We start from the raw sequence: 14,470 nt of genomic DNA on the forward strand, positions 1-14,470 counted from the left end.
GTCCGAGATGGCTGCATCTCGACAAGCTCATTGTTTTTTGCAAATTGCTAAATGGCCTTGGTTAATTTTATTATTTTTACCTAAATGTTCGTTACATGTTAAAAAGAAGACTCTCTTTACAAAATCGTGTTTTTCTCGCTATGGTTGCCTTGGTTGTAATGGCGTCGGTTTTAATAGCATTGGTAACAATTTTTCAATATAACGAACAGGCACAAGAGTATAATACGGGTCGTTTTGAAAGGAAAGAAACCGCGATAAGAAAGCACATCAATTTTGAAATGCGCAATTCTTCATTTCCAATAAAAGGAGAATTTTTATTACCGATGTTTCAATCTAGTATAAAAGAAATTTCTGATGTACATAATTTAGAGGTTGAGATTTATGATTTACAAGGAAATTTTATCATTTCATCTAATGATGATATTAAAACAGGTACTATTTCAGAATATGTGTTTAATGAATTATCTACAACTATAGATCATCGCTTTGTTTCAAGAGCAGAGAAAGATGGTATTGAATTTCAATCGTCTTATACATACTTGTTAGATGATTCTTTAAAGAGAATTGGAATTTTGCATTTACCTTATCTAGAAGATAGTTCTGCTTTAAGTAGAGAGTTGAGAGAGTTTCTTTCAAGGTTGGCTGTTGGTTTCTTAATTATGTTTGCATTTGGTTTAGCCTTGGCCTATTTTATATCAAGTTATATAACACGTTCTATTAAAACGGTAAGTGATAAAATAAGTCAGACTGCTATTCACAAGCGGAATGAAAAAATTGTGTTGAATGATGCTAGCAAAGAGATTCATAATTTGGTTGATTCGTACAATAGAATGATTGATGATTTGGAGGAAAGTGCTGTAAAGTTGGCTCAAAATGAAAGAGAGGAAGCATGGCGCGAAATGGCGAAACAAGTGGCCCATGAAATTAAAAACCCTTTAACGCCGATGCGTTTAACAGTGCAGAGTTTTGAACGTAAGTTTGATCCTGCTGATCCTAATATTGATCAAAAATTAAAAGAATACAGCAATTCATTAATTCAGCAAATTGATGTGATGAGTAGTATTGCTTCTGCATTTTCGGATTTCGCAAAAATGCCAACTCAGAAAAGAGAAGAGATTAATCTTGTTGAAGTGATTAAGAATGCCATGGAGATTTTTCCAGAATCGTATATTTCATTTTCATGTGAAGAAAATAAGATTATGGCAAATTTGGATAAAATGCAAATAATTAGAGTTGTAACTAATTTGGTGAAAAATTCCATTCAGGCAACGGAAACCATTGAAAATCCAAAAATTGAAGTCGCGCTTTTAAATGAGGAGGGTGGAATTCAATTAAAGGTAACTGATAATGGAAAAGGAATTTCTACCGAAGTAAGCGAAATGGTATTTGAGCCTAAATTCACGACAAAGTCAAGTGGAATGGGGCTTGGGCTACCAATGATAAAAAATATTATCGAAGCGTATAATGGATCTATTTCATTTACGTCTAAAAAAGAAATTGGAACAGAATTTATAGTAACATTACCTAAAGAATAATGGAATACAAGAATATTATTTTAGAACAGAACGGAAAAGTTTTAACAATTTTAATAGACAGGCCAAAGCAACTAAATGCTTTAAACATACCTACAATTTTAGAATTACATAATGCTTTAGCAGATGCAAACATGGATAAAAATATTCGTGCAATTATAATTTCAGGTGGAGGTACACGTGCCTTTGTTGCTGGAGCGGACATCAAGGAATTTGCTCATTTTGATGGAGAGCAAGGCCAAACTTTAGCTAAAAACGGACATGATTTGTTATTCAATTTTGTGGAGAACTTAAGTACACCAGTAATTGCAGCGATAAATGGTTTTGCTTTGGGAGGTGGTCTAGAATTGGCCATGTCGGCTCATTTCAGAATTGCCAGTGATAACGCTAAAATGGGATTGCCAGAAGTATCTTTAGGTGTAATTCCAGGATATGGAGGAACACAACGTTTACCACAATTAATTGGTAAGGGTAGAGCCATGGAATTAATACTAACAGCGAACATGCTAACGGCCCAAGAAGCAAAAGAATGTGGCTTAGTAAATCATGTAGTACCTCAAGAAGAACTCTTGCCCTTAGCACAAAAATTGGCGTCTAAAATCGCATCTAATTCAGGTCAGGCCGTTGCTACTGCCATTGAAACAGTGAATGCACAGTCAGATAAAAAAACGAATGGATATAAAAAGGAGATTAAGAATTTTGGTAAGTGTTTTGATACCAAAGAATTTACCGAAGGTACTTCTGCGTTTCTAGAAAAACGAAAGCCGAATTTTTAATTATTTTAAACCATCCCACTCGGCATAAAACTGCTCCAGATACTGCTCCATAAAAACATGTCTCTCAGCGGCGATTCGCGACCCTGTTGAGGTGTTCATTTTATCTTTAAGTAACAGCAATTTTTCATAAAAATGGTTAATTGTTGGGGCATCGGATTTTTTGTATTCTTCCTTGCTCATGTTTAAATTAGGAGGAATACTTGGATCGTACATGCCTCTGTTTTTAAACCCGCCAAAATTAAAACAGCGAGCAATACCTACAGCACCAATGGCATCTAGTCTATCTGCGTCTTGAACAACCGCCAATTCAGAATTCATTTGCACCTTAAATGAAAGGTTCAATGAATTTTTATAGGAGATATTTTCAATGATAAAAACAACTTGGTCAATTACAGATGAAGCTACATTTTGAGTTTGTAAAAATTCAGTTGCAACGCTAGGGCCAACTGTTTCGTCCCCATCATAAAATTTAGCATCAGCAATATCATGAAGTAAAGCACCAAGTGCTACAATAAAACTATTGACATCTTCAGATTCAGAAATAAGTTTAGCATTATTGTATACCCTAAGAATATGAAACCAATCATGTCCGCCTTCCGCATTTTTCAAGGTTTTTTTTACGAAAGTAATGGTGTTTTCTATGATAGAATTTTGTTCTGAAGTCATCGTATAAAAATAAAAAATCCATTCAGAAATTGAATGGATTTTAAAAGTTTTTTGAAGTGTTGCTTAGCAGAATTCGTCAAAGGCTCCTACTAAATTTGCAGCAATCATTTGTGCAGAACGGCCTTCAATATGATGGCGCTCTAACATATGAACTAACGCACCATCTTTAAACAAGGCAATTGCCGGAGAAGATGGAGGAAAAGGAATCATATATTCTCTTGCTTTATTCGTTGCTTCACCATCTACACCTGCAAAAACAGTTGTTAAATGTTGAGGAAATTTATCGTTTCCTAAAGAAGCAATTGCTCCTGGACGGGCAGAACCTGCTGCACAGCCACAAACAGAATTAACCATAACTAAGGTTGTTCCTTCTTTTGCTATTGCCGCATCTACTTCTTCAGTGGTATGTAATGATGTAAAACCAGCATTTTCTAATTCTAACGCCATAGGTCTTACTAATTCTTCTGGATACATAAATTTAAATTTTAAATTGGTTACAAAGATACATTATTTTTCAGTTTCAATAGGGTCGTTAATTATCGGAATAACTTACCATTTTGTTAAATATATTTTAAATGAATTCTGTAAGTATTTACTTTATTTACGGTTGTGTATCTTTGCCGCTTATAATTTTAGAAATGGGAAATTTTACAAAATGGTTTGGTGCCACTTTAGGGTGGTCTTTTGGCGGACCAATTGGAGGGATTATTGGATTTGTTGTAGGTAGTTTTATAGATGGCTTTTCTAAAGAAGATGTAGAAAATGCAAAGCGTTTTAGTCAAACTAGTAGTTCTACGCAATCAGGAGATTTTGAAATGAGTTTACTGATTTTGTCTGCGGTTGTTATAAAAGCAGATGGAAAAGTAGATAAGCGAGAATTGAAATATGTACGCGATCATTTTATTCAAATGTATGGGAGAGAACGTGCAGACCATGCCTTTAAATTGTTTAATGGAATTATAAAGAACAATAATATTTCTACACGTCAAGTATGTATGCAAATTAGGCAGCATATGACACATGCTACGCGTTTACAATTGGTGCACTTTTTATTCGGAATTGCAAAGGCCGACGGGCATGTAAACGAGTCGGAAGTTGAAATGATTCATAAAATTGCCAATTATTTATATATCAATCATCACGATTTTGAATCTATTAAGGCGATGTTCTATTCGGGTGTTTCAAACGCGTATAAAGTGTTAGAAATTGAAAAGTCAGCGACCGATCAAGAGGTTAAAAAAGCCTATAGAAAATTGGTTAAAAAGCACCACCCAGACAAATTACAACACTTAGGAGAAGAGCATTTAAAAGGCGCACAGGAAAAGTTTCAGCAAATTCAAAAGGCGTACGAAACTATTCAAAATGAGCGTGGTATTTAGTCCTATATTAAGTTTAGATTAATTAATTGTTTGCTAAGCCTCTTACTTTAAGGGATATTTTTAATTTTTCATTATATTTGTTTTTGCGCTAATTACTTATTTAACTCTTTGGGTTAAATATACATGAAGAAGATTTGTCTATGTCGAAAAACTACTTTAAAAATATTCCTTTCCGTTTCATCTCCACATTTTTAAATAGTTGGAGAATATTGTTCATTTTTTTATTCTTTACTGGTTTACAAACCGTTCAGTCTCAAGAAATTATTGCTTCACAATATTTTAATGAAGATTTAGGGGTTATTTCTGTTAGTTATGATACCATTCCAGTAAGTTCTGGTTTTGTTGGGGTTAAGTCCGTTAATGATAATTGGGCATTTACTGGTGTGGCGGTAGATGGAGAAATTTCTACCTCTAACGAAAAGGTTGCTTCAGATCCTTATAGTCTTAAAATACAAAATTTTGGAAACAACGGGACGGATAATCATTTAGTTTATTTTAGAACTGTAGATATAAGTGAGTATGATAATGTTAGATTTTCTATTGGATTTGCATCTGATGGTGAGCAAAGGCAGCATGATGATTTAAGAATACTATACAATTATTATATTGATGCTGATGGAGAAGGAGTTGAAGACGGGGTTTTTGAGTGGGTGAGTTTTACCACTAGATTAGTTATTGGAACTAATAATACCCCCATAGATTTCGGACAAGAAGTCCCTACGGTAACGGAACCTAACCCTTACATAACGCCAATTGGAGCAATTCCAAATGGTGCAACTAAATTTAATGTTGCTTTAATATCCATTAATAGTTCTACCTCAGGAGGTAGTGGGAAACCAAAAGCGTATTATATTGATGATGTTGAATTAACAGGGAGTGCTCCTGAAATATCAGTTTTTGGAAATAACAACTTAATTGAAAACGGTCAAACAGAAACGAGCACTATAAATAATACAGATTTTGGAAACGCTATTGCGAATGAGGCAACCAAACTCTTTGAATATAGCATAAACAATTCTGGAGACTTGGATTTAGAATTAACAGGAGCTCCATTACCTGTTTCTATTACAGGAGATACTGATGATTTTCTCTTAACGGTTAATCCTGTTACTCCGGTATTACCAGATGATTCATCGACCTTTACAATTGCTTTTCAACCAAAATCTTTGGGAGAAAAATCGATAACTGTTACTATTGCAAATAGTGATTTAGACGAAAACCCCTATACATTTGTTGTAATTGGAACTGGAACAGATGCTGAATTTCAATATTGTGACCCAACAACACCTCCAATTCCAAATGACAATTCTAGTTTCTATTTGTCTAATGTTGCTGTTGGAGATATTGATAATACCTCTACATTTGAAGACCCCGATCGCTACTCATATTTCACACAGTTTACTACGAACCTAAATAGAGAGCAGTCTTACTTTACTAGTATTAAGAACTCTACATTGGACAATAGTGATTCTGGAGTTGGAATTTGGATTGATTACAATAGAGATGGTGATTTTGAAGATGCAAATGAAGAAGTTTATACGAATTTGTATAGTGCAGGTTCTGGAGAAACAGAGGTTGAGCGTACTTTAAGTATTTTAATACCAAAGTTTGCAAGCCCTGGTTTAACTAGAATGAGAATTACCGTTCAAGAGGGAGAAATACCAACTCCTTGTGGGCCATTTAATCAAACAGGTGAGGTAGAGGATTATGATGTTACAATTGTTGACCTCACGGATGCATCTCCAAATGCACTGCTTTTAGGTAATGGAATACCAATTGCAGATGGTTCTAATTCCACTGAATTAGAAAATAACACTAATTTTGGAAGAAAGGAAATTTTGGCTGATCCACAGACTAATGGATTTTTAATTGCCAATTTAGGCGGTCTAGATTTAACGTTGGATGACCCAAGCCCACATGTTGAAATTACTGGAGATATAGAAGACTTCATTATTTCTTTAGTTCCCAGTACACCTATTATTCCTGCTTCGGGATCTCGTTTTGAGATAACCTTTAATCCTCAATCAGAAGGAATTAAATCAGCGGTTGTTTCAATTGCCATGAACGATTCAGAAAAGGACCCATACACCTTCGCTATTGAGGGAGTAGGATTTATTCCTAAAGCAAGAATAATAACCTTAGGAGAGGGTATCTTTATTCAGAATGGAGATATAACTCCTAGAGAGGCCGATAATACAGATTTTAGAAATATTGAAGTAAATGGTACCGCACTTGAACATACATTTTCAATAGTTAATGAAGGGGAAATTGATTTATTATTATATGATGACCCAATAATTCAGTTAGCAAATGATGCAAATTTTATATTAACATCACCACCCGCCTCTTCGGTATCGCCTAGTGATGGAACAACTTTTAGTGTAGTTTTTGATCCTATTGAACCGGGCCAACATACTACTACGGTTTCAATAGCCAATAATGATGAAGATCAGCATCCGTATATATTTGATATTACCGGATTTGGAATAATAGACACTTATTGTGGAGTTTTAGATACTATAAATATTCCTCCTAGTTTGAGTTATTATATTTCAAATGTAACTACTGATGTAATTGACAACACAACTTTATTTGAACCAGGGAGGTACTCATATTATCCTGGAACTATTCCTGATTATACTCTAGGAAATACATATAACATGAGTTTAACTATTGAAACGGAGACAGATGAAGAAATTGGAACAGCAGTTTGGATAGATTATAATAATGATGGAGATTTTCTAGATTTTAATGAAAAAATATATACCGATTTAACCACTGGAAGTACGAACACTACTATAGAAAGAAGTTTTGATTTTACAATTCCTGAAGATGCTGTAGAGGTAATTACAAGAATGAGGATTGCGGTTGAAAAAGGAGAAATTCCACTTGCTTGTGGGCCATTTATAAGTTCTGGAGAAATAGAAGATTATTTAGTAAATATAGTTCCAATTACCGAGCCAAAAACTGAAATTGAACTTGTAGGAAATGGTGAAATTATTTTTAATGGAGATGCAACACCAAACACAAATGATGATACCTATTTTGGTAGTATTGATATAGACTTAGGAATAGAGTCTCACACATTTACGATTAATAATAAAGGAGATTTAGATTTATTGTTAAATGGAAATCCAATTGTTAGTTTAATTGGAGATACGGATAGTTTTTCACTTTCTTCTTTACCAGAAGAAGTTATATCTGGAGGTGGAAATACAACTTTTTCCATTGATTTTGATCCTTTTGAGGCACGTGAAAAGACAGTAATTGTAGAAATTTCAAATAATGATTTAAATGAAAACCCCTACCGTTTTGCAATTCAAGGTAATGGTAAAATATCGAATGATAATGACGGCGATTTGGTGCTAGATCAAATTGATTTGGATAATGATAATGATGGGATTCCTAATGTTGAAGAGAATTCAGATTGTTCCAACTTAGTGTTTAAGAACACTATAACCTTGTTAGAAGATTTTGGGACCCAAAGTTTAGATGTAGGAACTCCAAGTGTTTCGTCTCCCTATTTAGGTTCTTATGAATACTTACCGCTTGCTGTTGGGTCGGTTCCAGAAGATTCGGAAAACAGCCTCATTGGAGGTAAATATAGTGTGTTCAATAGTATTCAAGAAGCTTCAAGTTGGGCAGATAGAAGTTGGCATTCACTTGGTGATCATACCAATGGAGGAACTGCGCCTACGGGAGGAAGAATGTTGTTAATAAACACCAATCAAGTTCTAAATTCTGAGTATTATAGACGTGATATAGCCGCAGTTGAAATAGGAACTCCTGTTGATGTATCTTTCTGGGTGTTGAATTTGGATTTAGATATTCCTGATAATGAAGGTAGAATTTTACCTAATATGGAAGTTATTATTGAACAGGGAAATACTTCTTATACCATAATCAGTACAGGCGATGTTCCAAGAGAAAGTTTAGGTGATACCGCTGCATGGAAAAATTTTTCAGGATCGTTTATTCCTGAATCTTCAGAGCCCATAACAATTGTAATTGTGGATAGGGCAGCCTTGGGTAATGGAAATGAATTTGCCATAGATGATATTAGTGTAAGTCAAACACAGGGAATTTGTGATATTGATGGAGATGGGATTCCAAATGAGTTTGATTTAGATAGTGATAATGACGGTATTTACGATGTTATTGAGGCAGGGGGTGTAGATGCAAACAACAATGGATTGGCCGATGATGACGATGATAATTCTGATAACACTGCTACCGGAGGAATTCCTCTTTCGGCTGGAGAAGGTTTAGTTCCAACAACAACAGAAGGGGCGCATGCCGATTATATTGATTTTGATAGTGATGAAGACGGTTGTACAGATGCGAATGAGGCATATAATAGTATTACTACAGATCCTGATAATGATGGAATGTTTGGAGAAGGAATTCCAACCATTTTAGATAATGGAACTGTTGCTGACGCTTTTTACATTTCACCTGCTGATGGCGATGAAAATACTGTTCCTGATTTTGTACAATTAAGTGAAACAATAGTTGATATTGTAAGGTCACCTTTTGATGCAATTGTCTTAGAAGGGATAAATGTAATTTTTTCGGTAGAGGTTGATTTTCAAGGTGAAGGAGCAGGGGTTCGATATCAGTGGCAAGAAGATAAAGGAGATGGATTTGAAGATTTGGCAAATGATGGCAAGTACGAAGGGGTAAACTCACCTTTAATTCGTATTCTAAATGTAGATTATTCTATGTCGGGTTATAAATATAGGGTGTTAGTTGAATCCCCATCTTATGTTTGTGATGATGATTTAATTTCGGCTGAGGCAGAATTAATAATTAAATCTTCGAATCTTGTAACTGAAAAGATGGTAGACAATATCAACCCTTATGCTAACGAAGATCTTAATTATACCATAACGGTTTCCAATTTTGGTCCTCAAGATGCAACAAGTGTTTCCGTTGTAGATATTTTACCACCTGAAGTTACATTTATTTCAGATAACTCTAACGGGTCTTATAATCCAGTTGATGGTGTATGGAATATCGGAAATTTATCGGTAGGTAGCTCTACATCATTAATTATAACTGTAAATGTAAATACAAACGCAGTTGGAACTGTTCGAAATGAAATTGTACAGGTAAATTTGGCCGAATTGGATTTAATAACTGAAGGAGATGTGTTGTATGCAGATTTCATAGTTAATACTGTTCCAATGGCCTTTGATGATACTGCTACAGTTGCAGAAGATAGTGGTACTACTAGTATAGATGTAACGGCCAATGATAATTTTGGCGACGATGGTGCAAGCATTGGAACCATAGCAGTGGTAAGTGGATCTTCAGATGAAGGAGGGACTGTAATTGTAAATGACAACAAAACACCAACTGACCCAACAGATGATTTAATAGATTATACACCTGCCACTGATTTTAATGGAGAGGACCGTTTTGAATATAGGATAACTGATTCGAATGGTGATATTTCAAATGCAATAGTAAATGTGACGGTGACTTCAGTTGATGATTTTCCTGAAGCGACGGATGACACACTAGTAGAGATATTGGAAGATGCTATTGATGCCCAAATTACTGTATTAGTGAATGATGATTTTGGTGGTGATGGGCCGGGAACAATGATTTTAGAAACACCTCCTGCAAATGGTATAGCGGTAATTGATGATCAGGGTAATACCAATGTTTTAGATGATTTATTTTTATATACCCCATCTCCAGATTATAATGGTTCAGATAGTTTTACTTATACAATTACTGACAGTGATGGAGATGCATCCACTGCAACTGTAACCATAAAGGTAACTCCAGTAAATGACGAACCCGTGGCAACAGATGATACTGTTGAGGCTGATGAGGATACACCATTGAATATTGATGTTTTAGCAAATGATGATTTTGGAGGTGATGGCCCAAGTAGTGGTCCTATTGAGGTTTCGAGTCCTTCAACTTCAAGAGGTGGAACAGTTGTTGTAAATACCAATGGTACGGATACTGACCCAACAGATGATACCATAGATTATACGCCAGCTAAAGATTTTAATGGAACAGATAGTTTTGACTATAATATATTAGATGTTGATGGAAATATTTCACCAGCAACAGTTACTATTGTAGTGAATCCAATCAATGATTTACCTGTAGCTGAAGACGATGAAATAAAAATTTTAGAGGATGATCCTGCAACACTCATTCTTGTTGCATATAATGATGATTTTGGCGGTGATGGTCCAAGTGATACTCCAATTGTAATTTTTGAAGCACCAACCAACGGAACGGCTATAATATATCCAGGGACAACTCCAAATGATCCAACTGATGATAGTATTTTGTATACACCAGATGCTAACTATTTTGGCACAGATATGGTTGTATATACTATTGAAGATAGTAATGGTGATTCAAGTAACGCTACTTTAACAATTACTATTGAAAGTGTTGATGACGAACCAATGGCAGTAGATGATGAAACGACTGTTGCTGAAGATAGCGGAGTTACGAACATTGATGTAACGGACAATGACGACTTTGGAGGAGATGGTCCAAGTACTGGGACGATATCAGTAATAGAGGGCTCAACGCAAGAGGGAGGTACGGTAAGTGTAAATGATAATGGTTCTTCAGATGACCCAACAGATGATTTAATAAATTATGAACCTGCATTAGATTTTTATGGTACGGACACTTTTGATTATAAAATATTAGATTCAGATGGAGATGATTCTGTGGCAACTGTTACTGTTACAGTGACCTCTGTAAATGATGTTCCACGAGCAATGGACGATGTAAACGTTCTTATTGTGGAGGATAGAATAGAAGCAGAACTATTTATTTTAAATAACGATGAGTTTGGTGGAGACGGTCCTGGTACCTTTACGTTGACTAGTTTGCCAGCAAACGGTACAGCCACAATAGACGACAGAGGAACACCAGATGTTTTAGATGATGTTGCGGTGTATTCGCCAACACCTGATTATAATGGTCCGGATAGTTTTACCTATGCAATTACTGATAGTGATGGAGATCCATCTACAGCTTCTGTAAGCATTGAGGTTACACCTGTTGATGATTTTCCGTTAGCAGAAGATGATACTGTTGAGACCGATGAAGATACACCATTGAATATAGATGTTTTAGCAAATGACGATTTTGGAGGAGATGGACCAAGTATCGTCCCTATTGAGGTTTCTAGTCCTTCAACTTCAAAAGGAGGCACCGTTGTGGTAAATACTAATGGTACGGATGCTGACCCGACAGATGATACAATTGATTATGTTCCAGCATTAGATTTTAACGGTACAGATACGTTCGATTATAATATTTTGGATGATGATGGCGATGTTTCTCCAGCTACAGTTACGATAACAGTAAACTCAGTTAATGATTTACCAATTGCGAAGGATATTCCTTTTAGTATTTTGGAAGATGCAATTGAAACGACAATCCCTGTAACGTATAATGATGATTTCGGTGGAGACGGGCCAAGTAGCACACCTATTGTAATTGCTACAGCACCAACAAATGGGGTTGCTTCGGTCGATGATAATTTAACACCAACTGATCCAACTGATGACAATATAGTATATATGCCAAATGCAAATTATAATGGTATAGATACAGTTGTTTATACCATTGAAGATAGCAATGGAGACAAAAGTAATGCTACACTAACGATTACCATAGAGAGTGTAGATGATCTGCCAATTGCAAGTGACGATGCAGTAACAGTTGCAGAGGACAGTGGTGTTACAAGCATTGATGTAACGGCAAATGATGATTTTGGAGGTGATGGCCCTAGTGTTGGAACGATATCAGTTGTTAGTGGATCTACAGGAGAAGGAGGAGCGGTAGTTGTGAACGACAACGGTACACCGAATGATCCAACGGATGACTTGGTAGATTATGAGCCAAAATTAGATTTTTTTGGTACAGATACTTTTGACTATAAGATATTAGATGCAGATGGAGATGATTCAGTAGCCACTGTAACGGTAACGGTAACATCAGTAAACGATGTTCCAATGGCAGTTGACGATCCAAATGTGGTTATTGTAGAGGATAGAATAAATGCTGTATTGTATTTATTACCAAATGATGATTTCGGCGGTGATGGACCAGGTACGTTTACATTGACTAGTTTACCACCAAATGGAACAGCAACTATCGATGATCAAGGAAATACAAATGTATTAGATGATGTTGTTGTGTATTCACCTACTCCTGATTATAATGGTTCAGATAGTTTTACTTATACTATTACTGATAGTGATGGAGATGCATCCACGGCAACGGTAACCATAGAGTTAACCCCAGTAAATGACGAGCCATTAGCAGAGGATGATGCTACTACAACTGATGAGGATACAGCATTAAATATAGATGTATTACCAAACGATGATTTTGGTGGAGACGGTCCAAGTCTAGGACCAATTGAGGTAACCAGTGCATCTACAGCCATGGGAGGCACCGTAGTTGTAAATGAGAACGGAACCACAACTGATCCAACCGATGATACGATTGATTATGTTCCGGCATTAGATTTTAACGGTACAGATACATTTGATTACAATATTTTAGATGTTGATGGTGATATTTCATCAGCAAGAGTTACAATAACAGTAAATTCAGTTAACGATGTCCCAATTGCACAAGATGTTCCCTCAAGTATTTTAGAAGATGCATCAGCAACCACAATCCCTGTTACTTACAATGATGATTTCGGTGGGGACGGCCCAAGTAGCACGCCTATTGTAATTGCTACGGTACCAACAAATGGAGTTGCTACGGTAGATGATAATTTGACACCAACTGATCCAACCGATGACAGTATAGTGTATACACCAAATGCGAATTATAATGGTACAGATACAGTTGTTTATACCATTGAAGATAGCAATGGAGACACAAGTAATGCTACAGTAACTATTACCATAGAGAGTGTAAATGATTTACCGACCGCAAATGCTGATACAGTAACAGTTACAGAGGACAGTGGTGTAACAAGCATTGATGTAACGGCAAATGATGATTTTGGAGGTGATGGCCCAAGTGTTGGAACGATATCAGTTGTTAGTGGATCTACGGTAGAGGGCGGAACGGTAGTTGTAAATGACAATGGTACTCCGAATGATCCAACAGATGATTTGGTAGCTTATCAGCCAAAATTAGATTTTTATGGTTCAGACACATTTGACTATAAGATATTAGATGCAGATGGAGATGATTCAGTTGCCACGGTAACAGTAACGGTAACATCAGTAAACGATGTTCCAACGGCTGTTGGAGATATCGCAAGTGTAGCGGAGAATAGTTCAGGGACTCTAATCACCGTTCTTTCAAATGATGATTTTGGAGGAGATGGACCAAGTGCAAGTGCCATAACAATTGCGGCACCACCTGTAAATGGAGTTGCTGTTGTAAACGATAATGGTACTCCGAATGACCCAACCGATGACACATTATTTTATGCTCCTAATTCAAGTTATGATGGTGTAGATGTGATTCAATATACCATTGCAGATGCAGAAGGAGATACAGCTACCGCATCGGTAATAATAAGAATATTTCCAGTTGATGTGGACCCAGTTGCTTCAGATGACTTTGCCCAAGTCAATGAGGACAATTCGAATAATACAATTGATGTGTTACAAAATGATAGTTTTGGAGGGAATGGACCTGGTATTGGCCCGATAGAAATTACTTCTTCGGCACCAACCGCAATGGGGGCAACTATTTCAGTAAATGAAAACGGAACCCCAGATGACCCAACGGATGATTCTATTATTTATACACCTTCTCCAGATTTTAATGGAATAGATAGTTTTTCATATTCTATAAAAGATTCTGACAACGATACCGCCTCAGCAATTGTAACTGTAAATGTTTTACAAGTCAATGATTTACCAACAGCAAATGATGACAGTGCTACAGTTGCAGAGGATAGCGGAATGACTACAATTGATGTAACTACGAATGATGATTTTGGAGGCGATGGACCAAGTGCTGGGACAATTACTTTAGGAGTTGGAAAATCATTCAATGGTAATTTGGTAAGTGTCAATGACAACGGAACACCAGATGATCCAACGGACGATAAGATAGATTATACACCATCGGCAGACTTTAATGGAGT

The 14,470-nt window shown here is 36.1% G+C and carries 6 protein-coding genes; 4 read left to right on the forward strand and 2 right to left on the reverse strand.

Annotation, left to right across the window (positions count from 1 at the left end; translation table 11 throughout):
- The first annotated feature begins 95 nt into the window (after positions 1 to 95).
- Together RM519_RS13465 and RM519_RS13470 are read left to right on the forward strand one after the other, a co-directional pair.
- Positions 96 to 1,535: a sensor histidine kinase gene (locus RM519_RS13465; protein ID WP_311594344.1), complete on the forward strand. Its 1,440-nt coding sequence runs from the start codon at positions 96 to 98 to the stop codon at positions 1,533 to 1,535.
- Positions 1,535 to 2,308, forward strand: coding sequence for an enoyl-CoA hydratase/isomerase family protein (locus tag RM519_RS13470; RefSeq protein ID WP_311594345.1), 774 nt, complete (start codon positions 1,535 to 1,537; stop codon positions 2,306 to 2,308). The genes RM519_RS13465 and RM519_RS13470 overlap by 1 nt, the downstream gene beginning before the upstream one ends.
- On the opposite strand, the gene RM519_RS13475 is transcribed toward RM519_RS13470, so the two are convergent.
- Entirely contained in the window at positions 2,309 to 2,974 is a 666-nt protein-coding gene (locus RM519_RS13475; RefSeq protein ID WP_311594346.1) for an HD domain-containing protein, read from the reverse strand.
- Positions 2,975 to 3,037: 63 nt separating this feature from the next.
- Positions 3,038 to 3,448, reverse strand: coding sequence for a BrxA/BrxB family bacilliredoxin (locus tag RM519_RS13480; RefSeq protein ID WP_311594347.1), 411 nt, complete (start codon positions 3,446 to 3,448; stop codon positions 3,038 to 3,040).
- Positions 3,449 to 3,612: 164 nt separating this feature from the next.
- Between RM519_RS13480 and RM519_RS13485 the strand changes: the two genes are divergently transcribed.
- Both RM519_RS13485 and RM519_RS13490 read left to right on the forward strand, forming a co-directional pair.
- Complete coding sequence (locus RM519_RS13485; protein ID WP_311594354.1) at positions 3,613 to 4,353, forward strand: TerB family tellurite resistance protein; 741 nt, start codon at positions 3,613 to 3,615, stop codon at positions 4,351 to 4,353.
- Between the two features lie 140 nt (positions 4,354 to 4,493).
- A partial coding sequence (locus RM519_RS13490) for an Ig-like domain-containing protein (RefSeq protein ID WP_311594348.1) occupies positions 4,494 to 14,470 on the forward strand: 9,977 nt, incomplete at its 3' end.

Source organism: Urechidicola vernalis, assembly GCF_031846385.1.
Classification (GTDB): Bacteria; Bacteroidota; Bacteroidia; order Flavobacteriales; family Flavobacteriaceae; genus Urechidicola; species Urechidicola vernalis.